The 26,462-nt window shown below is 57.7% G+C and carries 27 protein-coding genes and 1 other RNA gene; 13 read left to right on the top strand and 15 right to left on the bottom strand.

What is annotated here, in order from left to right:
• Window positions 1-7 precede the first annotated feature (7 nt).
• From GS611_RS04545 to GS611_RS04535, 3 genes are all read left to right on the top strand, one after another.
• The gene (locus tag GS611_RS04545; protein WP_371732232.1) at window positions 8-1,690 is read left to right on the top strand and encodes an ATP-binding protein; all 1,683 of its coding nucleotides are present in this window, start codon (window positions 8-10) and stop codon (window positions 1,688-1,690) included.
• A gap of 12 nt (window positions 1,691-1,702) precedes the next feature.
• Window positions 1,703-3,037, top strand: a complete 1,335-nt coding sequence (locus GS611_RS04540) for a sigma-54 dependent transcriptional regulator (RefSeq protein ID WP_050603452.1) — start codon at window positions 1,703-1,705, stop codon at window positions 3,035-3,037.
• Between the two features lie 508 nt (window positions 3,038-3,545).
• On the top strand, window positions 3,546-6,416 hold the full coding sequence (locus GS611_RS04535) for a ribonuclease E/G (RefSeq protein WP_171632652.1): 2,871 nt from the start codon (window positions 3,546-3,548) through the stop codon (window positions 6,414-6,416).
• 48 nt (window positions 6,417-6,464) lie between these two features.
• Here the strand turns inward: GS611_RS04535 and GS611_RS04530 are convergent, their stop codons facing one another.
• A complete protein-coding gene (locus GS611_RS04530; protein ID WP_171632649.1) occupies window positions 6,465-6,698 on the bottom strand; it encodes a sulfurtransferase TusA family protein in 234 nt (77 codons plus the stop codon).
• A 106-nt stretch (window positions 6,699-6,804) separates the two neighbouring features.
• Here GS611_RS04530 and GS611_RS04525 point away from each other — a divergent pair, with 106 nt between their 5' ends.
• The 4 genes from GS611_RS04525 (at window position 6,805) to GS611_RS04510 (ending at window position 11,129) form a co-directional block, all read left to right on the top strand.
• Complete coding sequence (locus tag GS611_RS04525; protein ID WP_171632647.1) at window positions 6,805-7,557, top strand: cytochrome c biogenesis CcdA family protein; 753 nt, start codon at window positions 6,805-6,807, stop codon at window positions 7,555-7,557.
• Between the two features lie 62 nt (window positions 7,558-7,619).
• On the top strand, window positions 7,620-8,822 hold the full coding sequence (locus tag GS611_RS04520) for a hypothetical protein (protein WP_171632645.1): 1,203 nt from the start codon (window positions 7,620-7,622) through the stop codon (window positions 8,820-8,822).
• Window positions 8,823-8,824: 2 nt separating this feature from the next.
• Window positions 8,825-10,174, top strand: coding sequence for a cytochrome P450 (locus tag GS611_RS04515; protein ID WP_171633833.1), 1,350 nt, complete (start codon window positions 8,825-8,827; stop codon window positions 10,172-10,174).
• Window positions 10,175-10,247: 73 nt separating this feature from the next.
• Window positions 10,248-11,129 (top strand): fructose bisphosphate aldolase, encoded by an 882-nt coding sequence (locus GS611_RS04510; RefSeq protein WP_171632642.1) that lies wholly within the window; start codon window positions 10,248-10,250, stop codon window positions 11,127-11,129.
• A gap of 4 nt (window positions 11,130-11,133) precedes the next feature.
• Here the strand turns inward: GS611_RS04510 and GS611_RS04505 are convergent, their stop codons facing one another.
• Genes GS611_RS04505 through fumC form a run of 4 tightly spaced genes read right to left on the bottom strand, consistent with a single transcriptional unit; the run spans window position 11,134 to window position 13,583 of the window.
• Window positions 11,134-11,736: a DNA-3-methyladenine glycosylase I gene (locus tag GS611_RS04505; RefSeq protein ID WP_171632640.1), complete on the bottom strand. Its 603-nt coding sequence runs from the start codon at window positions 11,734-11,736 to the stop codon at window positions 11,134-11,136.
• Window positions 11,737-11,794: 58 nt separating this feature from the next.
• Window positions 11,795-12,016, bottom strand: coding sequence for a ribbon-helix-helix domain-containing protein (locus GS611_RS04500; protein ID WP_152457905.1), 222 nt, complete (start codon window positions 12,014-12,016; stop codon window positions 11,795-11,797).
• Window positions 12,013-12,189 (bottom strand): DUF4169 family protein, encoded by a 177-nt coding sequence (locus GS611_RS04495; protein ID WP_171231680.1) that lies wholly within the window; start codon window positions 12,187-12,189, stop codon window positions 12,013-12,015. Before GS611_RS04495 ends, GS611_RS04500 begins: the two co-directional genes overlap by 4 nt.
• Entirely contained in the window at window positions 12,189-13,583 is a 1,395-nt protein-coding gene (gene fumC / locus GS611_RS04490; RefSeq protein ID WP_171632636.1) for a class II fumarate hydratase, read from the bottom strand. Before fumC ends, GS611_RS04495 begins: the two co-directional genes overlap by 1 nt.
• Before the next feature lie 205 nt (window positions 13,584-13,788).
• Between fumC and GS611_RS04485 the strand changes: the two genes are divergently transcribed.
• Window positions 13,789-14,352: a hypothetical protein gene (locus tag GS611_RS04485; protein WP_171632634.1), complete on the top strand. Its 564-nt coding sequence runs from the start codon at window positions 13,789-13,791 to the stop codon at window positions 14,350-14,352.
• Window positions 14,353-14,379: 27 nt separating this feature from the next.
• Here GS611_RS04485 and GS611_RS04480 read toward each other — a convergent pair whose 3' ends face one another.
• The 10 genes from GS611_RS04480 to GS611_RS04435 all read right to left on the bottom strand — a co-directional run bounded on the left by GS611_RS04480 (window position 14,380) and on the right by GS611_RS04435 (window position 22,029).
• Complete coding sequence (locus GS611_RS04480) at window positions 14,380-14,838, bottom strand: SspB family protein (protein WP_171632630.1); 459 nt, start codon at window positions 14,836-14,838, stop codon at window positions 14,380-14,382.
• Between the two features lie 76 nt (window positions 14,839-14,914).
• The gene (gene chrA / locus GS611_RS04475; RefSeq protein ID WP_171632627.1) at window positions 14,915-16,168 is read right to left on the bottom strand and encodes a chromate efflux transporter; all 1,254 of its coding nucleotides are present in this window, start codon (window positions 16,166-16,168) and stop codon (window positions 14,915-14,917) included.
• On the bottom strand, window positions 16,165-16,980 hold the full coding sequence (locus tag GS611_RS04470) for a sulfurtransferase/chromate resistance protein (protein WP_171632625.1): 816 nt from the start codon (window positions 16,978-16,980) through the stop codon (window positions 16,165-16,167). Before GS611_RS04470 ends, chrA begins: the two co-directional genes overlap by 4 nt.
• Before the next feature lie 125 nt (window positions 16,981-17,105).
• Complete coding sequence (locus GS611_RS04465) at window positions 17,106-17,537, bottom strand: ester cyclase (protein ID WP_171632620.1); 432 nt, start codon at window positions 17,535-17,537, stop codon at window positions 17,106-17,108.
• Window positions 17,538-17,638: 101 nt separating this feature from the next.
• Window positions 17,639-17,986, bottom strand: a transfer-messenger RNA (tmRNA) gene (ssrA, locus tag GS611_RS04460).
• A gap of 36 nt (window positions 17,987-18,022) precedes the next feature.
• Window positions 18,023-18,385 carry a DUF4345 family protein gene (locus GS611_RS04455; RefSeq protein ID WP_152457913.1) on the bottom strand — a complete coding sequence of 121 codons (363 nt, stop codon included), beginning with the start codon at window positions 18,383-18,385 and terminating at the stop codon, window positions 18,023-18,025.
• Window positions 18,370-19,053, bottom strand: a complete 684-nt coding sequence (locus GS611_RS04450) for a TenA family protein (RefSeq protein WP_171632617.1) — start codon at window positions 19,051-19,053, stop codon at window positions 18,370-18,372. Before GS611_RS04450 ends, GS611_RS04455 begins: the two co-directional genes overlap by 16 nt.
• 59 nt (window positions 19,054-19,112) lie before the next feature.
• Window positions 19,113-19,766 (bottom strand): hypothetical protein, encoded by a 654-nt coding sequence (locus GS611_RS04445; protein WP_171632615.1) that lies wholly within the window; start codon window positions 19,764-19,766, stop codon window positions 19,113-19,115.
• Between the two features lie 13 nt (window positions 19,767-19,779).
• Window positions 19,780-21,180, bottom strand: a complete 1,401-nt coding sequence (locus GS611_RS04440) for a selenium-binding protein SBP56-related protein (RefSeq protein ID WP_152457916.1) — start codon at window positions 21,178-21,180, stop codon at window positions 19,780-19,782.
• Between the two features lie 117 nt (window positions 21,181-21,297).
• Window positions 21,298-22,029: a FadR/GntR family transcriptional regulator gene (locus tag GS611_RS04435; protein WP_171632612.1), complete on the bottom strand. Its 732-nt coding sequence runs from the start codon at window positions 22,027-22,029 to the stop codon at window positions 21,298-21,300.
• Window positions 22,030-22,144: 115 nt separating this feature from the next.
• Here GS611_RS04435 and GS611_RS04430 point away from each other — a divergent pair, with 115 nt between their 5' ends.
• From GS611_RS04430 to acuI, 5 genes are all read left to right on the top strand, one after another.
• Complete coding sequence (locus tag GS611_RS04430; protein WP_171633831.1) at window positions 22,145-22,909, top strand: DUF2182 domain-containing protein; 765 nt, start codon at window positions 22,145-22,147, stop codon at window positions 22,907-22,909.
• A 4-nt stretch (window positions 22,910-22,913) separates the two neighbouring features.
• A complete protein-coding gene (locus GS611_RS04425; RefSeq protein ID WP_152457918.1) occupies window positions 22,914-23,618 on the top strand; it encodes a DUF1326 domain-containing protein in 705 nt (234 codons plus the stop codon).
• Window positions 23,615-24,145: a DinB family protein gene (locus tag GS611_RS04420; protein ID WP_371732221.1), complete on the top strand. Its 531-nt coding sequence runs from the start codon at window positions 23,615-23,617 to the stop codon at window positions 24,143-24,145. Before GS611_RS04425 ends, GS611_RS04420 begins: the two co-directional genes overlap by 4 nt.
• Window positions 24,146-25,249, top strand: coding sequence for a dimethylsulfoniopropionate demethylase (locus GS611_RS04415; protein ID WP_171632609.1), 1,104 nt, complete (start codon window positions 24,146-24,148; stop codon window positions 25,247-25,249).
• Window positions 25,250-25,338: 89 nt separating this feature from the next.
• Window positions 25,339-26,334 (top strand): acryloyl-CoA reductase, encoded by a 996-nt coding sequence (acuI, locus tag GS611_RS04410; RefSeq protein ID WP_171632607.1) that lies wholly within the window; start codon window positions 25,339-25,341, stop codon window positions 26,332-26,334.
• Window positions 26,335-26,462 lie beyond the last annotated feature (128 nt).

The following is a 26,462-nucleotide window of genomic DNA, read 5'->3' as shown; positions in this document are numbered from 1 at the left end:
TGTATTGATGGTGGCAACAATCGCAACGGTTTGGATCACCAACCGCTTGTTGACCGACAGGTTCACCGAATCCACCCGCAACCGGGCCGAGCTGCGCCTTGCGCTGTATTCGGGCAATTTGCTGAGCGAACTGCGCCGCAACTCGATCGTGCCCCAGTTGCTGGCGCGGGACCCGACACTGATTTCGGCGCTGCAATCCAGAGACTATTCGTTATCGACGCAGCGTTTGATTTCGTTCGTTGAGGAAATCGGTGCGGCGTCGTTGATGCTGTTGGATGGTGATGGGCGAACGGTTGCGGCGACGGATCGGAACAGGCTGGGCGAGGCGCACAGGAATATTCCGTATTTTGTGGACGCGATCCGGTCAAATGCGACGATCTTTTCCGTTATTCCCAAGGAATCCGGCGGATACAGCTTTGTCTATTCGCGCCGGCTTGAAAACAGTGCGGAAATACTGGGCGTGATCGTTGTCGAAGTTGATCTGCAAAAGTTTGAACAGGCATGGGCCGGTATTTCGGATGCGGTGATGGTCACTGACAGCACCGGGACCATCATTCTGTCCACCGAACCGCGCTGGCGGGGTCTGGATGAGGGGGCGGCCCTGCTGCGTCAACCGCCGCAAGGGGCGATCCAGCGGGCCATTCGCGCGACCACCGATTGGACCGCTTTGCCACCTGACGCCTACCTGCAAGGCGAGGCCGTGATGCGTCTGGAGACGCGCATCCCGTTCCGCGGCTGGCAAATGACATCTTTCACGACCTATGCCTCGATCCGCGAGAAAGTGAACAGCGTTCTGGCGCTCGAGATCATGGGCTTTGCGATTCTTCTGGCGCTGGCGTTCTACGCGCTGAGCCGAAGGGCGACGCTGCGCATGACCCTGTTTCAGCGCGAGTCGGCAGAGCTTCGCGCATTGAACGCCAGGCTACAGCGGGAAATCGCTGAACGCGAACGGGTTGAAAAGACGTTGGATTTGGCCGAACAGACCCTTGCCCAAAGCTCGAAACTTGCAGCTCTGGGTGAGATGTCAGCGGCGGTCAGTCACGAGCTGAATCAACCTCTGGCTGCAATGAAAACCTATTTGGCCGGCGCCCGTCTGCTGTTGCGTCGAAACCGGCCGGAAGAAGCGTTGGCAAGTTTCGGTCGCATCGATGGTCTGATCGAGCGGATGGGGGCGATTACGCGGCAGCTAAAATCTTACGCGCGCAAGGGGGCAGATGCGTTTTCACCTGTAAATCTTGGCGAAGCGCTGGCCTCGGCCTTGTCGATGATGGAACCGCAGTTGCGTCAGCGCCATGTAAAGATCACCCAGATCCTGCCGGAAGAACCGGTGGTGGTGATGGGGGACCGGATGCGGATCGAGCAGGTTATGGTCAACCTCTTGCGCAATGCGCTGGACGCCACCAAATCAGTGGCAGAGCCGGATGTGGAAATCATCCTGGCGGCGGGTGACACGGCTGTCCTGACGGTACGCGACAACGGGCATGGGATCGAGGATATCGAGAACCTGTTCGAGCCGTTTTATACCACCAAACAGCCCGGAGACGGGGTGGGCCTGGGGCTTGCCATCTCGTCGGGGATCGTGAACGACCATGGGGGACGGCTGACTGCGCGCAACGGCCAACACGGCGGCGCGGTGTTTGAAATGCAGTTGCCAGCACTGGGAAGCGACGGCCTTGAGGCCGCGGAATAACGAGGAATGACTATGGCACAGGCCATGAAAATCGCCATTGTGGATGACGAACAGGACATGCGCCAATCGATCAGCCAATGGCTTGCTTTGTCCGGGTATGACACGGAAACCTTTGCCAGCGCCGAGGACGCGCTCAAGGTTCTGGGGCCGGATTATCCGGGGATCGTGATCTCGGACATCAAGATGCCGGGAATGGATGGCATTCAGCTTCTGAAAAAGCTGATGGGGGCCGACAGCACCTTACCGGTGATCATGATCACCGGCCACGGTGATGTGCCGATGGCGGTTGAAGCGATGCGCGTTGGCGCGTTCGACTTCCTTGAAAAACCGTTCAACCCCGATCGGATGTCCGAACTGGCCAAACGCGCCAGCAATGCGCGCCGTCTGACTCTGGACAACCGCGCCTTGCGGCGCGAGCTGTCCGGCGGCACCCAGATCATGAACAAGCTGATCGGTGCCAGCCCGGTCATGGAGCGGCTGCGTGAGGATATTCTGGATCTCGGCCAGGCCGACGGCCATGTGTTGATCGACGGTGAAACCGGCACCGGAAAAACGCTTGTAGCTCACGCGCTTCATGCCGTTGGCAGCCGTGCCGGTAAGAAGTTTGTTTTGGTGTCCTGCGCCGCGCTTGAAGAGGATGCACTGGCCAAGCGCCTGTTTGGCCCGATGATGCCCGAAGATGCGCAACTGCCCGCCATCGAAGAGGCGCGTGGCGGCACGCTGGTTCTGGAAGACGTGGAAGCGTTGAGCGATACGTTGCAGGCCAAACTGCTAAGCGTGATGAACGAGCAGGGCACACCTGCGGAGACCCGGATCGTTGCCATCTCGAACTTGCAGGAGGCGGGCAAGACGTCGGAAGACGTGCTGCGCCCGGACCTGTTTTATCGCTTGGCGGCGCTGCGCATCACCATGCCACCGTTGCGGCAGCGGGGCGAAGATATCCTGACCCTGTTTACCCGTCTCAGCGAGCAGTTTGCCGAAGAATACGGTTGCGATGCACCCCAGGTGAGCGCGCAGGAGGCTGCGCAATTGTTGCAGGCCCCTTGGCCCGGCAATGTGCGCCAGTTGATCAACATTGCCGAACGGGCGGTGCTGCAATCGCGCCGTGGCTCGGGCACCATCGCGTCTCTGTTGATGTCCGATCACGAAGAGATGCAGCCGGTGATGACCACCGAGGGCAAGCCGCTGAAGGAATATGTCGAAGCGTTCGAACGAATGCTGATTGATAATACGATGCGCAGGCACAAAGGCTCTATCGCGTCAGTCATGGACGAGCTTTGCCTTCCTCGCCGGACGCTGAACGAGAAGATGGCCAAATACGGCCTTCAGCGTTCGGACTATCTGTAAGCGATGCGATTTGGGGGCTCTGCCCCCGTCGCCTGTGGCGCCTCCCCCGGGATATTTTTGGCCAGATGAAGGGGGCGTCACCGCTGGTTTGGGCGCAGAATGCAGTTTGCCCATTGTCTTTTCCACAGGGTTGCTTTTATTGTGTCGGAACGGGCCGGGCGAATTTGACGCCTGCAAGTCCCGAATCTTTGAGTTTCGCTGCTGATCCGTTGGTGAGGGTCAAGACCTCGCGGTTCAGCAGACCGATTATGCCCATCAACGGGCAGTGGAGTACCTGAGCCCGGGATCACTGGGCGAAAGGAATAAATGGGCAGGCTGCGTTCAGACGCGCCTGTCGGAGAAGAACCGCGATGACGCGCGCGCAACGATTGAGAGAACGGGCAGGGGGCCACAGCGCCAGACCCTGCCGCGCGCCGTCTGATATCGCCCTGACAAGACACCTCCCCAAAAGCGCCTGTCCGCCTGGACAGGTCAGGACAACGCGTTTGGCGCGGTGCACCAAGGACAAATGGCTAAGAAAATGCTTATCGATGCCACCCACGCGGAGGAAACCCGCGTCGTGGTGGTTGACGGAAACAAGGTCGAGGAGTTCGATTTTGAATCCGAAAACAAACGCCAGCTTGCCGGCAACATCTATCTTGCAAAAGTAACGCGGGTTGAGCCGTCGCTTCAGGCGGCCTTTGTGGATTATGGCGGGAACCGGCATGGTTTCCTGGCATTCTCTGAAATTCACCCGGATTATTACCAGATCCCTGTCGCTGACCGTGAGGCGCTGATGGAGGAAGAGCGCGCCTATGCCGAGGCTATGAAGGCGCGCGATGAGGCTGAGGAGGCCAAATCCAAGAAGCGGCGGACCCGGTCTCGTGCGAAGGCTGCTGACGTGAAATCGGATGATCCGGTTGAAACGATGGAGGTTTCGACCGAACCAACCGGCATGGAAACCATCGATCTGGACGAGGGTGAAGAAGCAGATGTTGATGTTCCGGAAGGAACGTCGCCGATGGAAGTCGTCGCTGAAACTCCGGTAGAGGAGCCGGTTGACGATGACGCGGCGGCCACTGAAGGAGCAACCGAAACCGCTTCGGGTGAGGCTGCGCTGGACGACGTTGCCGAGGAAGCAACTGAACAGGCTGTCGAGGTCTCGGACGACGACGCGGAGGATCAGGCCGAAGAGGCGGTGGAGGCCGTTGAAGACGTTTTATCGGAAGGCGATGAAGCCCAATCCGAGCCCGAGCAAGCAGAAGAACCTGTCGAAGCTGCGGATGATGAACAAGACCCTGATGAGGACGTTGACGAAACCAAAGGTACAGACGCTGCATCAAAAGACGCATCGATTGAATCGGTTGCTGACGATGATGACAGCGAAGACATTCGTCCGCCGCGCAAACCGCGCCCGCGTCGTTACAAAATACAGGAAGTCATCAAAGTACGTCAGGTTCTGCTGGTGCAGGTTGTCAAGGAAGAGCGCGGAAACAAGGGTGCTGCGCTTACGACCTATCTTTCGCTGGCAGGACGGTATTGCGTTCTGATGCCCAATACCGCACGTGGTGGTGGCATCAGCCGCAAGATTACCAACGCGGCGGACCGGAAAAAGCTGAAAGAGATCGCAACGGATATCGATGTGCCAACCGGGGCGGGTTTGATCATTCGAACCGCCGGAGCCAAGCGAACCAAATCCGAGATCAAGCGCGACTATGAATACCTCCAGCGTTTGTGGGAGCAGATCCGGGCGCTGACACTGGAATCCATCGCGCCGGCAAAGATCTATGAAGAAGGTGATCTGATCAAACGGTCGATCCGAGATCTTTACAACCGTGATATCGACGAAGTCTTGGTCGAAGGTGAGGGCGGGTACCGCATCGCCAAGGACTTCATGAAGATGATCATGCCGTCGCACGCCAAGAACGTGAAACGGTACGAAGATGCGCTGCCTCTGTTCGCGCGCTATCAGGTGGAAAGCTATCTGGCCGGGATGTTCAATCCCACCGTACAGCTGAAATCCGGTGGCTATATCGTGATCGGCGTGACGGAAGCGCTGGTGGCGATCGACGTGAACTCGGGCCGGGCGACCAAGGAAGGCTCGATCGAGGAAACCGCACTCAAGACCAACCTTGAAGCTGCGGAAGAGGTTGCACGTCAGTTGCGCCTGCGCGACCTCGCAGGTCTGATTGTCATCGATTTCATCGATATGGACGAGCGCAAGAACAACGCTGCTGTCGAAAAGCGTCTGAAAGACAAGTTGAAAACCGACCGCGCCCGCATTCAGGTTGGTCGTATTTCGGGTTTTGGTCTGCTGGAGATGAGCCGTCAGCGTCTGCGCCCCGGTATGATCGAGGCGACCACACAGCCATGCCCGGCATGCCACGGCACCGGCCTGATCCGTTCGGACGACAACATGGCGCTGTCGATCCTGCGTCAGATCGAAGAGGAAGGCACCCGCCGCCGCTCGCGCGAGGTTCTGGTGCGCTGCCCGGTCAGTATCGCGAACTTCCTGATGAACCAGAAGCGCGAGCATATTGCCCAGATCGAGGCGCGGTATGGGCTTTCGGTGAGGATCGAAGGGGATATCCATTTGGTCAGCCCGGACTTCTCGATGGAGAAATTCAAGACGGCCAGCCGGATTGTTCCCGAGGCCACGGCGCCTGTTGTTTCTGTCGATGCGTCGCTGATGGATCTTGTCGATTCATCGGACGCGGAAGAGACCGAAGAGGAAATCGTTCAGACCGAAGAAGAGGCAAAGCCCAAGCGCAAGCGCCGTCGTCGTCGTCGCAAGAAAGGCGCGGGCAATGGGGATACGCCGGAGCAGACCGCAGAAGAGGGTGAAGCGCCAGCACAAGAAGACGCAGAGAGCGATACGCCTGACGTCGAAAGTGCTGAGCCGGCTGAAGCTGAGGCTTCGGAGGAAGAAAAACCGGCAAAGCCCAAGCGCAAACGCGCCCCGCGCCGTCGCAAGAAAGATGCGGTGGCCGAAGAAGTTGCGGATCAGCCTGAAGAGCCATCCGCCACGACGGCGGACGCCGTGACGGAAGAGCCGGCAGCCGAGGAAACCGGCGAGAGCATCGAGGGCGAAAGCGCAGAGGTCGTGGCGGAACAAGTTGAGGTGGCCGCTGAACCAGCCGAAGCACAGGCTGACGCTCCGCCGTCGGAAGAGCAACCTGCAAACGGTGTGGATGCGGCACAAGCGGTTGAAGAAGCGGATGAGGGTGAAAAGCCTTCTGCGGAAGCTGTAGAAGCCGCTGACGTTTCAGAAACCGACGATCCTGCCGAAGACGGGCCAGCGGAAACAACGCCCGAGCCGGTGCTTGAAAGCGTGGCGGAAGAGCCTGAACCTGTACCCGCCAAACCCAAACGTCGCGGTTGGTGGTCGCTGGGAAGTTAACAAAAAAGGCGGGCTGATCGGCCCGCCTTTTTTGACCTGCAACGTAGGTCAGCCGGATTTTTTGATCAGATAGATCTGATGTGCGCCGTCAGTGTTCTGGGAAAGCAGTGTATGCCCGGCCTCAGCACAAAAATGCGGAACATCCACGATGGCCGCAGGGTCATCGGCCAGCACCCGCAGAACGGCACCCTCGGGCATGGATTTCAATCGTTTGCGGGCTTTCAGGACGGGCAAGGGGCACAACAGGCCCAAAGCGTCCAGGGTATCTGTAATCTCTGACATGATTTTCGGGATAGGGCGAAGTTGTAATATTGTCCAGATTCCGAGCACGAGGATGTGACTGTTTGGCCCCGTGACGGATTGCTCTTCATCACATATGTGCAGAAACATGTTCGGAATCGAAATCATAGACGCGGGACTGCTGCCCGCCATGTTGGTCGCGCTTCTGGGTGGCCTGATCAGCTTTCTGTCGCCTTGCGTATTGCCAATCGTACCGCCTTATCTGGCGTATATGAGCGGCGTTACCATACATGAGATGCAGGACGAGGCCCGTGCGCGGCGCAAGGCGACCCTGTCGGCGCTGTTCTTTGTCATGGGCCTGTCGACCGTGTTTCTGCTGCTTGGCTTTACCGCATCGGCCTTTGGCGCGTTTGTGCTGCAAAATCAGGTTCTGTTCGCCAAGCTATCCGGTGCCGTTGTCATCGTCTTTGGCCTTCACTTTCTGAGTGTTTTCCGGATTCCTTTTCTGGATCGCGAAGCACGGATTGAAACCGGTGATTCCGGTGGGTCGGTCTTTGGCGCTTACATCCTTGGCCTGGCTTTCGCATTTGGCTGGACCCCCTGCATTGGTCCTCAACTGGGTGCGATCCTGTCACTGGCGGCGAACGAAGCGTCGGTCGCGCGTGGCACGTTTCTGCTGGGGGTCTACGCTGCGGGTTTGGGTATTCCGTTCTTGTTGGCAGCCATGTTCCTGAATCGCTCCATGACCGTGATGAACCGGATCAAACCGTATATGGGCACGATCGAAAAGATCATGGGCGGGCTGTTGCTGTTTGTGGGCATCATGCTGATAACCGGGCTTTTCACCCGTTTCAGCTGGTGGTTGCTGGAGACTTTTCCGGCGCTGGCAAATTTCGGGTGATCAACTGACCCTCTTACCTTGGCTGCAAGCCTGCGTTAACCTGCGCATCAGAAGGTAAGGGCATGAGCAGTCACACAAATCAGCCGCAGGTGCGCAGACGTCGGGTGTTCTATATACCCGGCTATGATCCGATGCCGCCCCGGCGATATCGCGAGCTGTATCGCAGTGAATCGCAGAATCAGGCCCGGATCTCGGGGTACGAGATCGCCATATCCCCAAAGGCCACGGACGGGCGTTTTGGGTGGCGTGTGACCTCGGAACAAGATGGCCTGAATGTTGATACGGAATTCGAGGTTCTGGTCTGGTCCGACATCGTGCGCGACAGCATGTCGGCCTCGATCCCGGCGACCTATTGGCAATTGGCCCGCACGGCGTGGATTTACATGTCAACCGGTACGTTGTGGCGTCTGATGCGATTGCGCAAGGGCCCGGTGATCGCCGCGTTGTATCCTGTGGCGATGTTGGTGTCTCAGCTGCTGATCGCGCTTGCGTTGGCATGGGCGTGCATAGCCATGGCAGGTTGGTGGGGGATATTCCCCGGAGCGGCCATCGCCGTCGCGTTACTGCTGTGGTTTCGCAAGGTCGATAACCGGTTGTTTGCGTATTACCTTATGCATGATTACGCCTATTCAGCGCAGTTGAGCGGGCAAATGCCGGTCGAGCTGCGGGACAGGTTGTCTTCGTTTAGTGAAGCGATCCAAGAGGCGCTGAATTCCGATGTGGATGAAGTGCTGGTCGTTGGCCACAGCTCGGGCGCGCATCTGGGGGTGTCTGTTCTGGCCGAGCTGATCCGAAAAACGAAAGTGCACGAGCAACGCGCGGTGCTGTCGTTTCTCAGCCTGGGACAGGTGGTTCCCATGGTCTCGTTTCTGCCCCAGGCACACGATTTGCGGTCCGATCTGCATTTCCTGTCCACACGGTCCGAGCTCAGCTGGATCGATGTCTCGGCCCCCGGTGATGGCTGCGCCTTTGCGCTTTGCGATCCGGTTGCGGTCACGGGGGTGGCCGATGCTGATAAACGCTGGCCGCTGGTCCTGTCAGCGGCTTTTTCGCAAACCTTGTCTCCGGAACGCTGGAAGGCTTTGCGATGGCGGTTTTTTCGCCTTCATTTTCAGTATCTTTGCGCCTTCGATAAGCCGGAAAGTTATGATTATTTCCGGATAACGGCTGGCCCGTTGACGTTGGGGCAAAGGTTTGCGGATCGTGAGGCTTCGCGCAGCCGCATCGAGACGCCTGTCTCCAAGTTCACCTCGGTACAGCCATGACCATGACCCCGCCCAAGCCAGACCCGCGCCCCGAGAAAGTTTCGTTGCTGCGCTATGTGAAACTGTTCAGACATGACCTGCTGTCGGCGCAGCCAGCCCGGTTGTATCGCGCGTGGATGGCAGAATTCAAAACCCCGTTCTTCCGATCGTTCCTGATCAATCAACCGGACCTGATTCAAACCGTCCTCAAGAAACGGCCTGACGATTTCCCCAAATCCGGCAGGATCAGCGAAGGCCTGCGACCGTTGCTTGGCAATTCGGTGTTTCTGACCAATGGCGAGGTCTGGAAACGGCAGCGGCGGATTATCGATCCGGCGTTCGAAGGCGGGCGTCTGAAGGATACATTCCCGGCCATGCTGGCCGCCGCCGAGGCGTGTGTAGAACGGCTGCGGCCTCATGTCGGAGGGGAGCTCGAATTCGAAGAGCAGACAAGCCATGCGGCAGCGGATGTGATATTTCGCACCCTGTTTTCCGTTCCTATCGACAACGCTATCGCCAGCCAGGTGTTCGAAAAGTTCCGGACCTATCAACGCGCGCAACCTTTGCTGAATCTGGCGGCTTTTGTTCCCTTGCCAAAGTGGCTGCCCCGGTTTCATTCCGGGGCGACCAAACAAAACGCGCGGGATATCAGGGCGCTGATTGCCGAACTGACCAGAACACGCGCAAAGGCCATCAAGGACGGAACGGCACCTGATGATCTTGCGACCAAGATCATGACGACGGCTGATCCCGAAACCGGGCAATTCTTCGACCCCGAGGAAATGGTTGATCAGGTGGCGATCTTTTTTCTTGCCGGGCATGAAACCAGCGCGTCAGCCTTGGCCTGGACGCTGTACCTGATGGCCCTTTACCCGGAATGGCAGCAGAAGGTTGCAGAGGAGGCCGCCGTTCTGGATGATCCTTCATTTGCCTCTGTTTCAAAACTTCGGATCAGCCGGGATGTGTTCCGTGAAGCGCTGCGCCTTTATCCTCCGGTGCCCATGATGGTCCGCGAGACCACGTGCCCCGAACGGTTCCGTAACCGGGATGTTCCGGTTGGCGCGCAGATCGTGATCAGCCCGTGGCATTTGCACCGTCAGGCGCGTTTGTGGGACGATCCGGACGGTTTTGATCCCAGCCGTTGGGGCACGGAAAACGGCAAGCGGTGCCAGCGCGACGCTTACATCCCGTTCTCAGCAGGCCCCCGAGTGTGCACCGGGGCAGGGTTTGCAATGGTCGAAGGGCCGCTGATCCTGTCAATGCTCTTGCGCCGCTACCGGTTCGAAACAATCCCGGGAAAAACACCCGTTCCGGTCGCTCACCTGACGGTTCGATCCAAAGATGGTATATGGTTGCGCCTGTTTGAGCGCTAACAACCTACCATCGGTTCACGCCCTGTTGTATGCGGGGAAGAACATCGGAATCATCATTGAACGGGAAAACAATATGTCCAAAGCAGAACAGCGCGCGCAGATGATCAACGGCACGGGCTTTATCGCGGCACTGGATCAAAGCGGCGGATCAACCCCGAAAGCGCTTGCGTTGTATGGTGTCGAGGCATCCGACTACAACTCAGACGAAGAGATGTTCGGTGAAATCCAGAAGATGCGTGCCCGCATCATTCTGGCCGACGATTTCACAAAGGACAAAGTGATTGGTGCAATCCTGTTCGAACGTACCCTGGGCGAAGAGATCGAAGGCCGCAAGGTTGCCGATTACCTGTGGTCGGTCAAAGGTATCGTGCCTTTCCTGAAGATCGACAAAGGCTTGGAAGAACAGGCAAATGGCGTTCAGATGATGAAACCGATCCCCAGTCTGGCCGAGACCCTGGCCAAGGCCGATGGTGTGTTCGGCACCAAGGAACGCTCGGTCATTCACGAAGCGAATGCCGACGGCATCGCGGCGGTGGTTGCGCAACAGTTCGACGTCGCCCGCGAAGTCACCGATGCCGGTATGGTTCCGATCGTGGAACCCGAAGTGAACATCCATTCGGAAACCAAGGCCGAGGCGGAAGACATTCTGAACGCTGAAATTCTCAATAACCTCGATCAACTGGCCGAAGGCCAGGAAGTGATGCTGAAGCTGACGATCCCGACACAGGCAAACCTGTATGACGCGCTGGCTGACCACCCGCGGGTCTTGCGCGTTGTGGCCCTGTCGGGCGGTTATTCGACGGAAGAAGCCTGTGATCTGTTGGGCCGGAACGGCAAGATGATCGCATCCTTCTCGCGGGCCTTGACCGAAGGTCTGTCGAAGCAGCAGTCAGATGCCGAATTCAACGCGGCCCTGGGTGCCAACATCGACAAGATTTTCAAAGCCTCGGTCTGATCCGTCAGACAGGTTTGACGAAAGAGCGGCGCAACTGCGCCGCTTTTTTTCTGCCGATGCAGGTCTCGGCATGATCATTGACCAGCCCCATGGCCTGCATGAACGCAAACACGGTTGTAGGGCCAACAAACTTCCATCCCCGTTTCTTGAGATCTTTCGACATGGCCACCGACTCGGGCGATGTGGACGCCGTTTGCGGAGGCGGAGGTGTTTCAGCCTCGTAACGCCAGACATAGGCCGCCAGAGATCCTTCGGCCGCCACAAGGTCCTGCGCGCAACGCGCATTGTTGATCACCGCTTCAATCTTGCCGCGATGACGGATGATCCCGGAATCCCGTAGCAGGCGTTCCACATCGGCATCAGAAAACGTGGCCATCTTGTTGAAATCAAACCCGCAAAAAGCCTTCCTGAAGTTTTCGCGCTTGTTCAGGATCGTTCGCCAGCTGAGGCCTGACTGAAAGCTCTCGAGGCACAGTTTTTCAAACAGCCGTTGGTCGCCGCCGACAGGGTAACCCCATTCATTGTCATGATATTCAAAGAATTCGGGCGCGGCCTGACACCATGCGCATCTTTGCTGCCCATCCGGCCCGGTAATGGTGTCGCTCATGGTTGTACCCTTTTTGTTCCAACTCACGTTACACGTCCAGGCGAGGGCGTGACAAGTCTCAATCAGGGTTGCGGAACCAGTTCAGCACAAAGACGCGTATGGCCGATGCAAGACCCGTTTCCGGGTCGCGGGCCACATCAATTTCAGCCGCCAAGACATTGATTGGCTTACCTTGTTCCTGAGCGATTTCGCGAAAAGCACGCCAGAATTCATCCTCGAGTGATACCGAAGTTCGGTGTCCTTTCAGGGTCAGAGAGCGTTTGACAGGACGGCCGCTCATTCGTCCAGCTCATGATTGTCGAGGTCGCGCTTTTGTTTTTTCTGTTGAAGCTTCACGACTTCTTTTTCAGCTTTTGTACGCCCAAATGCGACGGCGTTCCGGTCAGCGCGGGCCTTTCTTTCGGCCCGCGCTTTTTCCTTTCGATACCGGTTCAGATTGACCGGCTTGCCCATCAGTCTTTTGGGCCGATCATCTGTTCGGGGCGGACGACAGCGTCAAAGGTCGCTTCGTCCACAAAGCCCAGCGCGATGGCTTCTTCCTTGAGCGTGGTACCGTTCTTGTGGGCGGTTTTCGCAACGGTGGTCGCATTGTCATAACCGATGGTAGGGGCAAGCGCCGTGACCAGCATCAGCGATTCCTTCATCAGCTTGTCGATGCGCGGCTCGTTCGCTTTGATGCCCATTAGCATCCGCTCGGTAAAGCTGTCGGTGGCATCCCCCAACAGCTGGATCGATTGCAGCAGGTTGTAGGACATCATCGGATTGTAGACGTTCAATTCGAAATGCCCTTGCGACCCGGCAAAATTCATCGCCGCGTTGTTGCCCATCACATGCGCGGCGACCTGCGTCAGCGCTTCGGCCTGCGTCGGGTTTACCTTGCCGGGCATGATCGACGAGCCGGGCTCATTTTCCGGCAGAATCAGCTCACCCAGGCCGGAACGAGGCCCGGAGCCCAGGAAACGAATGTCGTTTGCGATCTTGTAGCAGCTGCCGGCAATCGTCGCCAAAGCGCCCGAAAGGAAGACCATGGCATCATGCGCGGCCAGCGCTTCGAACTTGTTCGGCGCCGTCACGAAGGGCAGGTCAGTGATCTGGGCCATATGCCCTGCGACCGCTTTGTCCCAGCCGTGCTGGGTGTTCAGGCCGGTGCCAACGGCCGTTCCGCCCTGGGCCAGTTCATAAATCCCCGGCATCGCCGCATGTACGCGTGCGATTCCCTGACGAATCTGGTGGGCATAGCCACTGAACTCCTGACCCAAGGTCAGCGGTGTCGCATCCTGCGTATGGGTTCGGCCGATCTTGATGATGTCCTTGAACTCCTCGGCCTTCTGCTCGAGCACGGACGCCAGTTTTTCAAGGCCGGGAAGCAGGACGTCGCGTACGCTCATCGCTGTTGCGATATGCATGGCGGTTGGGAAAGTATCGTTCGACGATTGTCCCATGTTGCAGTGGTCATTCGGGTGTACCGGGTCTTTGGAACCGATCTTGCCGCCCAGAATCTCGATGGCTCGGTTGGCGATGACCTCGTTCGCATTCATGTTCGACTGGGTGCCCGAACCCGTCTGCCACACGACCAACGGAAAGTTGTCGTCGAACTTGCCCTCGATCACCTCGCCTGCGGCCTGAATGATCGCATCTGCTATCTTTGCGTCCAGCTTGCCCGTTGCCTTGTTTTCCATGGCGCAGGCTTTCTTGATCACGCCCAGCGCGCGCACGATGGCGACCGGCTGTTTTTCCCAGCCGATGGGAAAATTCATGATCGAGCGCTGCGTCTGTGCGCCCCAATACTTGTCGGCAGGAACCTCGAGCGGGCCAAAGCTGTCGGATTCTGTGCGGGTTTGAGACATCGGTCACTCCGTCTGGTATGCAGTTGTATGCCGTTTAGCCGCAGCCACGCCGTGACGCAATCGGCCAGTTGCGCGCACCTTAAACTTAAGGGCGTCAAAGGTATAGGCGCGGGGTGCGTCACTTTAATCGTCATAGGCGGGGAATGTGCATTGTTTGCCGATACCGCTGGGCTACAATGGAGCAATAGACGCCATGGAGGACAAAATGCCAGATTTCCATCGCCTTACGCTTGGAAAAGCAGTCGCGATACTTGCAGTTTGCGCTTTGTGGCTGTCGGTTCTGAGCGCAGCGGCCCGCGCGGCAGACATTACACCGTTCACAGGAGATTATATCGGTTCAGCCGAAGTTGTGGACGCGGATGGCACGACAACGCCCCGCGACATGAGCGTTTCCATCTTCGAGACCAAGAACGGTTTCAACGTCAGTTGGCGGACGACGACATACAAGTTGGATGGACGCGTAAAGGAACAGAAGTTCTCGATTGATTTTGTTCCGTCGGATCGACCGGATGTGTTTTCGGCGGCGATGAAACGCAATGTCTTTGGTCACGAAGTCCCGTTGGACCCGATGAAGGGCGAGCCATTTGTATGGGGCCGCATCGTCGGCGAAACACTGACCGTGTTTTCTTTGTTCATTGACGAGGACGGAGGATATGAGTTGCAGCAATTCGACCGCACGCTTGCACAAGGTGGGCTGAACCTCGCGTTTTCACGATTCATAGATGGTCAAAAATCACGATCGGTCGAGACTTTCCTAATGAAACGATAAACCCCGCGCCGGGCGGGGTTTGAAGGTTCACTTCCGAAAGCTGTCCAGCGACACGATATCCGCATCGTGATGTATTTCTTCGTCTTCGACTTCGATGTCGTCTTCGATGATTTGATCTTCTTCGATTTCGTCTTCCGGGCTTTCGAAGCGAAGGCCGAATTCCACGGATGGATCGACGAAAGTCTTGATTGCGGAATAGGGGACGTACAGAGGTTCCGGGGCGTCGCCAAAGTTCAAAGTGATGCCAAAGCCGAGGTCACCGACTTCGAGGTTCTCGAACCAGTGCTGCATGACGATGGTCATTTCTTCGGGATATCGTTCACGCAGCCAGTCGGCGATTTCCACACCATCTTCACGTGTGTCGAACGTGATGAAAAAGTGATGCGCCCCGGGTAAACCGGTTTCAGAAACGTCCTTCAGCACTGTTTTGATCAAGCCGCGCATGGCGGTGTGCATCAGGTTTCCATAGTCGATGCCTTGCGACATGTGTGATCCTCAAAAGTGGTTATGCTCAGCATAGGGGTTTTGTTCGGAAACGAAAGGGCGGGTACGACCGGATTGATCAGATATTGTGTGCAGCCAGGCCGGCAATCGACATCAGGGCAAGCACGGTTCCCATCCCTAATTTCAGTCGAAAAATCAAGGCCCCAGCAAGGATAGTTAGACCGAATGCGGTAAAATTCAACGCGGAAATCTGCGGCATGGGGATTGCCAGAGGACCCCATGATTTTTCAGACACCGATTCGAAAAGAACATTCAGGGCGAACCACACGGAAAGGTTGAGAATCACTCCGACGACGGCCGCGGTGATTCCATGCAGGGCCGCGGACAGGCGAGGACGCGCGGCCAGACGGTCAAGATATGGGGCCGCAAGAAAAATCCAAAGAAAGCACGGAACGAACGTCGCCCACAATGCAACCGCACCGGCTGCAAGCGCCAGCGTGAACCCGCCGGTCAGTTGCCCGGTCAGCATGGCGACAAACTGTGTCACAAGTATGAGCGGTCCCGGAGTCGTTTCCGCCAGACCCAGCCCATCAATCATCTGATCCGTGCTGATCCAGTGGTACTGGTCGACAACCGTTTGGGTCATATAGGCCAATACGGCATATGCGCCGCCAAAGGTCACAACGGCGAGTCGGGCAAAAAACCACCCCAGATCGCTCAGCAGTTGATGGCCTGTGACGCTCAGAGTAACGAGCGGGCCCAACCAAAGGGGCAACCAGACAGCAATCGTTCGCAGAGACCGCGCCAGATGTGGTGTTCCTTCTCGCGTGGGAGTTTCTACGGGTCCTTTGAAGGTCACGTACCCCCAAGCTGCGGCAACGAATATGATCGCCGGAAAAGGAAGGTTCAGCAGAAAAATGGCCAGGAAGGACAGGATTGCGATTGTTCGATGCTCGCGATCATTCAATGCCTTGCGCGAAAGATTGCGGAGCGCCTGCAAAACGATGACGATGACGGTTGCCTTGATGCCCGTGAAGGCCGACTGCACTAAGGGTACATCGCCAAATACTGAATAGAGCGCGACCAGAACCGCAATCACCAACGCGCCGGGCAACACGAACAAGCTGCCGGCAATCAGCCCGCCGGCAACGCCGCGCAGGCGCCACCCCGCATAGGTTGCCAGCTGCATCGCCTCGGGGCCCGGCAGCAACATGCACAGAGACAGGGCGCGCAGGTAAGTCTGTTCATCCAGCCAGGGTCGGCGTTCGACCAATTCCTGATGCATCAAGGAAATCTGAGCCGCAGGACCACCGAAAGACAGCAGACCGATCCTGCCAAAGACCTTGAAAATCTCGGCCAGTGTCGGTGTCATGAAGTTCGCCCGGTGGGCCAGTCATGGCTTTCGTCAAACCCATCGCGCGCCCAGCGATACATCGCGTCGTAAAGGTTCATCCCGGCTTTCAGGTTTTCATGGTCATCGCGGTACTGCCTTGAAAGCCCGACAGACACCGCCAACAATCCCGCCGCTTCGGGTGCAAGCGCGTGCCGGTTCGTGTCCGCTGCCCGGATGACCGTCGCCAACCGGTCCAGCGCAGGGGAGTGAAGCTCGAATTCATCCAACATGGTGTCAAACGTGCAATTGTCGCCTCGGTGGCTCCAGAACGTGTTCTCGATATCAAAAGGTGACGCCCCGAAAGCAGTCGCAACGCTTTCGACTTCGCCGGGTGCCACAAACAGGAACTTGGCGTCGGGATCAACAAACCTGCGTATCAGCCAGGGACATGCGATTCTGTCGATCTTGGGTCGGTGACGTGTGACCCACAGCGTATGGCCACCAATTCGATCAGGAATGCGTGTTGCGGGCACACGTGGTGCATCGGCGATGTCGCGCCAGGCATGCATTCCACCTTCCAGATATTCGGCTTGATGCCCTTCGCCGCGCAACCAGGAGACAACGCCCTGGCTCAGCTTTTTGCCTTTTTGACAGATAATCACGACCGAACGGCCCGAGATCTTGCACAAAAGCCCCTGAAGATCCGTGGCCGGGTGCCGGATTGATGCGGGGATCAGATAGGGATCTTCTTCAAAATCGTCATTCAGGCAGACGTCGAATAGAACGGGCGCATTCGGAGTACCAATCAGACGCAGGAGTTGTTTGGGAGAAATAGAGTTGGGCGATGCCATGGCATGTTTCCTTGTGACCGCGGATACATGCGAAACTTGGGCTGTCGCCTCACGGGGCGTTCGCAATCTTACCCCATGGCACTTGCTAGCGCGCAAGGGTCATGGGGGTCAAGATTGCTTTGGGTTCACGCCCAGTCCAGGCGTTGCCCGGTCATGCATACGGGCAGGGTGTCCGATGGAAACTGGCCCAGCTCTTCAAAAAACGAGATGAAGTCAAAATGGTTGTAGGCTTCAACCATCTTTTCGGCCTTGAACCGCGCCATGACCTGGCCCGTGACTTCCAGTGGCGCGCCATTGTCAGCCCGAAAAGTACGAACATGCAGAATGGCAGACACCCAGTCGCCGTTTTCGATGATCTTGGGCAATTCGACCTTGATGTCCCCCAGAATATGGCGGAACGCCATGACCAGATCCCGAAAATCGTCCGCACCGACCTGCATTTCCGGAATCAGCCCCTCGGCCATCGTTTCGGGTGCAAAGAACTGATCAATTGCTTCGGTGTTTCCATTTTCCCAAACTTCGGAGTACCACTTTCTGAGTATCTCTGAATTCGTCATCCCAGTTCTCCTGTCCAAGTGCTGGCAAGATGGCAAAAAGGAATGAATAAACTCTGAATCTGCCAAGGGACGGGTGAATAAAATCAGACATGTGGGGGATTAATGCAGGTTTCTGTTGCCAGGTACCTGCGAACCCCGCCTTACGCGGCTAGGCGCAAGGGCTTAAGTTTCGGTCTTGCTACTGCTTACGCAGCAACTGCAACCGGAGCACGATTGTCGTTTGCAATTGTACTGTTTTCGCCGGTAACGGTGGCAGACAGCCGAGACAAAGCTAACCCCTTTAGACGTTCGTCGATCCTGTTTCGGCCCCAAAATCCCCAAACGAAGGATGGTTGGTGGAGCCGCCGGGTACCGCCCCCGGGTCCGATCCGCTTATTACGAGCGCGTTTATGTCCATAGTCCCGAAGGACGATTCTTATATAGGTGAGGTGATGGGTGGATGCAAACTCAGAATGAACTCAGCCGTGTTTAACATTTCCAATCTGTTAGGTGGCTTTGTTGAAGTTTGCAGCGATGAGCCAGACGGCCAGAACCAGTTCGATTCCCCCAAAGATCAACGCCTTGGCCAAGGGGGGATTGTCCAGCGCGACTGACACAAACCGGCCCAGCGCCGCACCGGAATAGACAATGCCCAGCATGACATAGGCCATTGGGTTGTTCAGCCAGATAACGGCGATCCCCGTCACAACAAACAAACCACCGACCGAGGCGCGCATCTCGGACAACCCCATCGTGCTGTTGGTCGGGGCCAGATCCAGGGCCGACGCGGTGTGGGCCGGCGCCAGAAACCCGAATGCGCCGAACCCGATGGTCAGCAATGCCGCGATGACGTTCAGAGTTGCGACCATTCCGGCCCCCTTATGGTTCGGGCCGCGTAGGCGGCGTCAAAGAAATCACGTTCCAGTTCGACAGCGCGATGGAACAGTCGCGTGACCTCGGCCTGTTCGGCCGCATCCAGCGTCGGCCAGACGTTATCCAACTGACTGCGCAGATACTCCACGACGCTTTCGAACCCTTCGCCCGCATGTAGCGTGATCCATTCTGCAAACCAGAACGGCAAGCCGTCTTTGGGCGGGTTTTCTGGGCTGGCCCAGCTCAGGTATACCCATTCCGCCACGACGAGTACCGCCAGCATGTTCTGATAACGGTCAGAGGCTGCGGCTTCGGCCATCAGATCTTGAAACGCCCGCGTGGCAGGCGCGGGCTCGGTGCTGGGCTCAGTGCCCAAAGCGTCCATCGCGCGCAGGAAATAGGTGTTCTCGGGGCCTGTGATCACCGCCAGAAACTGCGCGGCCGGTACGCTGTCAGCAAGGGTCGGCGCATGCGCGATGGCGCTGGCCAAAAGACGCACGAAACCGTCGACGAACTGATAATCCTGTTGCAGATACCAGCGCATCTTGTTCTCGGGCAGGGTGCCGTCAGACAACTCGCGGGTGAAAGCATGGGTTGTGGCGGCCGTCCAGTCGTCGATTTTGCCCTGACGCAGCACTTCGGTTGGGCGGGTTTGGTCCTGCATTCGGAAGCTCCAGTTTTGTTTCGATGCAGACAAAGCGCGTTTCAAAACAAAGTACAAGGTCAGCCAAGGGTGGACCAAAGACCCAGACCACCGACCAGAATGAGACTCAGGGCCCAGATGAGTTCCAGGTTGAACCAGCTGCGCGACAGGAATTGCAGACCAAGCCAACGATAGACCGCAAAGGCCAAAAACCCGCCACCCAGAACCATGGCGGCCGTATGCAGCGCGGCGACGCCCAGAACCAAAAGGGTGTTCGTGGTCATGATCTGAGAAATCGCTTGATGGCCCGCGTCCAGTTCATCCACGGCACACAGGCCCAGATAGATTGGAACCAGCATCAGGGCAGCCCCGTGGGCAAGCGCCACAAGAAAAGACCACAGCGCGAGCCTGCTTGGCGGGATCCGCGAAAGAAAGCGGGGATGACGGCGGGTTATCGCGATGTACAGGCCCATGCCAATCACGACCAGAGCCGCGCCGATGCGGATTTCATTCTGATAATCGACCAGTACGGCCATCAGGGCAAAAGGAAGAAGTACGCCAAGCATGGCCACGAAATGCCCGCCAGCCAAAGCCGCGAGTGCACCCCAAAGCGCGGATTGGCGTTGTTCCATCAGAGCCGAAGACACCGCCAGCGGCCAGCCCATGCCGGGGTTCAGGCCGTGATAGGCTCCGCTCAGAACAACGGCCAGCCACAGGCCAGCCGTTGATGACATCAATAATTCCAACTCAGACCGACGGATAGCAGAAGCTGTCGGTTGAACAGTCTCCGCCCTCCAACCGTATCTGGTGGCTGCGATAGCCCTTGGGAAACTCTACCCAGAACTTCGGATCCAATGTCAGACCACCATTCTCGCCGACATCAGCCTTGACCATGGCCGCACCACCTTCCTCGGGGTAGAACTGATCGTCCCACGTGGAATAAAGCGAATTGGTCCAATAGACGCGTTTGCCGTCGCGGCTGATTTCGACCATCTGTGGACCATAGCCAAAGGTTTGACCATTTGGATGCTTTGTCTTTTTGACGATTCCGCCGATCTCGACCTTGCCTGCCAGGGTTGGGTTCATCGGGTCGGATACATCGTATTGATGCATCTCGCCGGTTCCCCAGCACGCGACATAGAGGTACTTGTCGTCCAGGCTCAGGTCGATATCAGTGACCAGCGGCGGAACGGCAGAGAAGCCCTTCAGAAGGTCAGGAAGATCATCAGGATCAGCGGGTTGCGGATCGATTGTTATGGTCTTCTTGGCTTCGAACGTGCCGTCATCATTGCGCCACCAGGTGAAGATCGCCCCTTGCAGGTTGGTCGTATCGACGACAACGCCGCAGAACCCGTATTGTTTTACGGGATCATGCGCGGGGCGGATTTCCAGGGCCATCTGATGGTTTTCGCCCAGATCGATGGTTTGAATATTCGTCCGGTTCCGAAGGTTCCAGAAATGGATCCGGTGGCCGTACTTGTTGGACAACAGATCCTCGGCCACCAGCCCGTTTTCGAATTGCGGCGGCAGGCCCCATTCGGAACTGACCATGTAGTCACGCGGCAGGTTCCACCAGAAATCATAATGCTTGTCCTGCACGCCGCGCTCGATCTCATAGCGCCCGATGATATCGAAGGTCTCGCAATCCATGATGAATATGCCCGGAGGGCCATCTGTGCCGTCGGGGCCGCCGCCACCAAGGGTGCTGACATAGATGCCCTCGGGCCCGCAATGGATCGTGTGCGGACGGGAATACCCTGTCTTTGCAAAGACTTCTTCGGGTTCGATGATCTTGTGAATCTTGGCCTCAAGCGGGTTCTTCACGTCAATGACATAAATCCGGCTGGACCGGATGCCCGGGATGATCAGATAGCGCCGCTCCAGAAACGCATGACCGCTCAGCGGCGACAGGGAAGAAGAACAGGCGTTCCAGCCAAAATGGTGAAATTCGTCGCCCTTTTCGGGCATGATCACCTGATGCACGATCTTTCCGAAATCGTCCGAGCTTGGATCGACATTCACAACCGCCAGCCCGTCGGGTTGAGAAAAGTCAGGGCTGAGCATCAGCGTGAATGCAAGCGTCTCGGCGGGGCCCTCCATCGCCAGTTTCGCGGATGGATAAAAACTAGGGTCCGGTCTTTGGTTCATAACGTCCTCCCGTAAGTCATTGAACTTCAATTCATATTGAAAGTTCCGATCTTGGCGCCGGATGAAAATCTGCCCGCTTTTTTGCCCCTTGTTCTGATCTTGTTTCGAATGCGGCCCTCAGGTCGGTTTACGTTTGTTTTCGGCCACGTCATGGGCCAGCCGTCGTGTGTAATGTTCCAGATCAACAAGTGCGGAGTCTACGGTGTCCGCGTCTTTTGCCTCAAGCGCGTCCACTATTCTGCTGTGCAGTCCGATGATCTCTTCGCGGGATCGCGCCGTGAATGTGATCATGTTCATCAGCGGTTGCATCGCTTCCACGGCGCCCGCCAGCTGATAGGACAGGACCGGGTTGCCAGCCCCATCCACCAGCGCGCGATGGAAAGTCACGTCCGAGGCGCAAAATGCCTCGTCCGTCAGGCCCGGTTGGGACTGGCGGAATATTTCTGCCCGCATGGTCGCCAGGTGATCTGCCGTGCGCCGCTGCGCTGACAAAGGCGCACAGGCCCTTTCCAGGGCATATCGCGCCTCGCATGCGGTATCGAAGCTGACCGCATTCATCGACAGCAGCAATGTCGAAGTCGTGACTTGCTGAGAATAGGCATCCTCAAAGCTCAGGCGATTCACGAACGCCCCGCCGGAAGCGCCGCGTTGTGTGCGGATCAAGGATTGCGCGGCCAGCCGTTTCAATGCCTCACGCACGGTCGGGCGAGAGACCTGGAACTGATCCGACAGCTCGGCTTCGGACGGCAGGCGCGCGTCCACGATCAGTTCACCCGATACGATCGCATCCCGAATAGCCTGGGCGATCTGGGCAGACAGGTCTGCGGTTTTCCGGGGCGCGGTTTTCATCTTCAGACGGCCTTGGGCAAATTTTTATTTGTCTGACATTTAAAAGTCTGACATTTGAAAAGCAAGGGAGTTGAGTCGGGAGGCCGAAGTGAGTCGTACGTGGCTGCGCAGCGGAATGTGGCTGGGCTTTTATGTTCTGATCTTGTGGGCGTGGTGGGTCATGTTCTCGATGAGCCGGGACATGGGCCTTGATCTGATCGGCCGTCCGGGGCCGATGGGGCAGGCGATGGCCGCGATGGATCCGCGCATGGACATGTACATGCCCATGGCCGAGTTCGGGCCGCTGTTTTCAATGTGGGCGATCATGATGGCGGCCATGATGCTGCCGACCCTGATCCCGACCCTGCGCAGTTACGATGACCTGATCCGCAGCGCAAATGGCAGCCGCGCCGGCTGGCTGGGGGTTCTTGCCGGGTATTCCATCGTCTGGGTCGGGTTTGCGGCCGTGATCGCAGGAATTCAGTTGGTTCTGCTGTTTGGCGGTGTTGTCGATATGCTGGGAATTGCCAAATCCGGCTGGGTCGCGGGCGGCTTGATGATTGCCGTGGGCGCCTTTCAGTTTTCCCGCGCCAAAGAGGTGTGCCACGGTGTCTGCCATGCCCCGATGACCTATTTCCTGGGACATTGGAGAACCGGTTTTGCAGGTGGCGTGCGCATGGGCCTGGGTCTTGGCGCCTTTTGCGTCGGCTGTTGCTGGGGCTTTATGGCACTCGGCTTTGTAGGCGGTGTCATGAGCCTGTTGTGGATGGGGCTCGCGACCCTGTTCATGGTTTTGGAGAAACTTCCTCAGATCGGGCACGCCGTGACCCGTCCAATGGGGTTTGTGTTGATTGCGGGCGGTCTCGTCCTGCTCGTGTATCCAATTAGCTACGGAGGATAAGCCAATGGCTAAAAACAGAAAACCAGATGCCGATCGGCTGCCCGTCAGTCAGCGTATCGACAGCCGCATGCCCAATCCCAAGCGGCGAGAGATGAGTCCGACGGAATGGGCCATCAAGGGTGAACTGATCCTGAACTGTTCATGTGACGTGTTTTGCCCCTGCGTGGTGTCGCTGGGCGCACATCCCCCTACGGAAGGTCACTGCCATGCTTGGATGGGCATCATCGTTGATGAAGGCCACTATGAAGGCGAGGATCTGTCGGGTCTGAATGTCGGCTTGCTGGTCGATATTCCGGGCCGGATGGGGGAAGGCCAGTGGAAAGTCGCCGCTTATGTCGACGAGCGCGCAAGCGGCAAGGCTTACAACGGATTGTTGCAAATCTTCAGCGGTCAGGCGGGCGGCACGACGGGTCTGTTTACCATGCTGGTCAGCGAGATCATCGGTGCGGAACGGGCGCCGGTCCAGATCGAGCGCGACGGAAACAAACGTCGGATCGCGATTGGTCGCAAGATACAGGGAGAGATCGAGATGCTTGCGGGCAAGGACCCGGAGCATCCGGTGATGGTCTCAAATTCCAAATACTGGATGGGACCTGACATCATCGTGGCGCGTGGCACCAAATCGAAGGTGCGAGACTATGGCCGGGTCTGGGACTTTGGCGGCAAGTCCGCTGAAATCTGCCCGATCGACTGGCACGGGCCCAAATGATGATCACGGGCGGGTATGCGCAGGAAATGGCGCGTTACAATCGCTGGCAGAACAATCAGTTGGCAGAGTTTTTGCAATCTCTGACACCGAAGGAACTGACCCTTGAACGCGGAGCATTCTTTGGCTCGATTATGGGCACGGTGAACCATCTGCTGTGGGGTGACTGGATGTGGATGTCGCGTTTCGAAAAGCGCGACGGGCCAGATGGCAATATTCACAAGGCGGGCGGGGGTATCCATGAAAGCGTATACCTGTGCCCGGACCTGCAAAGCTGGTTGGCGTTACGCGAAAAGATCGATGCGCGTATCCTGAACTGGGCAGAAGGGCTGGGGGATGATCCGCTGACCGGCTCGTTCACGTGGTATTCCGCCGCAAAAGAGGCTGATGTCACAATGCCTTACGCGCTGTGCGTGATCCATTTCTTCAATCATCAGACCCATCACAGGGGGCAAGTGCACAAAATGCTTACCGAGACGGGCTCGGAAGCGCCTGTCAGTGATATCGTCTTTATGCCGCAGGAGGTATGAATGCCGCAGATTTCCGCCTCACGCCGCTTGCGGCGCACTCCGTTCTCTGAAGGAGTCGAAGCTGCCGGGGTCAAGGGTTATACGGTCTACAACCGTATGTTGTTGCCGACGGTTTTTGAAAGTGTTGAAGCCGATTACCGGCATCTTAAGACCCATGTGCAGGTCTGGGATGTGTCGTGCGAGCGGCAGGTTGAATTGCGTGGCCCTGATGCTGCGCGTCTGATGCAGATGCTGACCCCGCGCGATCTGCGCGGTATGCTGCCGGGGCAATGTTTCTATGTGCCGATCGTTGACGAAACCGGCGGCATGCTGAACGACCCGGTGGCGGTGAAGTTGTCCGAAGACCGATGGTGGATCTCGATTGCCGACAGTGATCTGTTGCTGTGGGTCAAGGGTATCGCCGTTGGGTACCGTCTGGATGTGCTGGTGGATGAACCGGACGTGTCGCCGCTTGCCGTTCAGGGCCCAAAGGCGGACGAGCTGATGGCGCGTGTCTTCGGGGACCGAGTGCGCGACATCCGTTTCTTTAAATTTGACATGTTCGAGTTCGAGGGGCGCGATCTGGCCGTCGCGCGATCCGGTTATTCGAAACAGGGTGGTTTCGAGATATACGTTGAAGGTGGCGATATCGGCATGCCTTTGTGGAACGCCCTGTTTGCCGCCGGCGAAGACCTGCACGTGCGCGCGGGCTGCCCGAACCTGATCGAACGCATTGAGGGCGGGCTGTTGTCCTATGGGAACGACATGACCGACGACAATACCCCGCATGAATGCGGTCTGGGAAAGTTCTGCAACACGCATACCGCGATTGGCTGTATCGGTCGGGATGCTCTGTTGCGTGTCGCCAAGGAAGGGCCGGTGCAGCAAATCCGGCCAATCGCCATCGCCGGTGAGCCTGTACCGGGCTGCGATCGTCCCTGGGACCTGTTTGCAAGCGGCAAGCGCGTGGGGCAGGTGACATCAGCGGCCTGGTCTCCGGATTTTGAAACCAATGTGGCGATCGGTATGGTGCGCCTGAGCCATTGGGATGCCGGGACGGAACTGGAAGTGGAAACACCGGCCGGGATGCGCCGCGCGACCGTGCAATCGCATTTCTGGATCTAGCAGAATCAAGGACGCTGCCGCGTCGACCTCGGGAAATTTTGAACCAGTTGACGACATGGGCTGGTCGCTGAACACGAAAGGAATGACAGATGTTCAATGCACTTGTGATGGACAAGGATGAAGAGAGCGGACTTGCCACCGGCTCGATCAAACAATTGTCGGTGGATGACCTGCCGCATGGTGATGTCACGGTTGCGGTCGAATATTCTACGGTGAACTACAAGGACGGCCTGTGCCTGTCTCCGAAAGGGGGCGGGCTGGTGCGGGCCTATCCGCATGTCCCCGGCATTGACTACGCCGGCACGGTCGAGGCCTCATCGGATGACCGCTACAAACCCGGAGACAAGGTTGTTCTGACCGGATGGCGCGTTGGTGAGGCACACTGGGGCGGCTATTCGCAAAAAGCCAACGCGCGGGCCGATTGGCTGGTGCCGCTGGCCGATGGGCTGACAACGCGTCAGGCAATGGCAGTGGGCACTGCCGGGTTTACTGCGATGCTGGCGGTCATGGCGCTGGAGGATCATGGGCTGACCCCGGATCGTGGACCGGTATTGGTAACCGGGGCCGCGGGCGGCGTCGGGTCGGTGGCCACGGCCATTCTTGGCAATTTGGGCTATGAGGTCGCCGCGGTCACCGGACGGCCCGAAACCGGTGACTATCTGAAATCACTTGGAGCGACGACCATCGTGCCGCGCGACGACCTGAACGAGACCACAAAACGCCCTCTGGAAAGCGAAACATGGGCGGGCTGCGTTGACGCTGTGGGCGGCGCCATGCTGGCACGCGTTCTGGGCCAGATGAAATACGGATGCTCTGTTGCTGCGGTAGGTTTGGCAGGGGGGGCTGCTTTGCCTGCGACGGTGATTCCGTTCCTGCTACGCGGCGTGAACCTTTTGGGCATCGACAGCGTGATGCAGCCCTATGACAACAGGGTGCGCGCGTGGAAACGGATCGCAACGGATCTGCCGATGGACAAGCTTGAGGCGATGGTTCAACCGGCCGGTTTGTCCGATCTGCCGCAACTGGGCGCCGACATTCTGAAAGGTCAGGTCAAGGGCCGCGTCGTGGTGGATGTGAACGCCTGAGGCTGACCCATGAAAGCAACCTGGCCGAAGAAACTCGGCCAGGTTCCGGAAAACGATGTTTGTCCAAATTGGTCGCAACACCTCTGGCCATTGATACAATTCCCGATCATGATTGCTATACATCCCAA

Source organism: Ruegeria sp. HKCCD6119, from assembly GCF_013110585.1.
In the GTDB taxonomy this organism is placed as follows: domain Bacteria; phylum Pseudomonadota; class Alphaproteobacteria; order Rhodobacterales; family Rhodobacteraceae; genus Ruegeria.
Note: the sequence above shows the minus strand (reverse complement) of the source record. Positions and strands in the feature narration are given on the sequence as shown.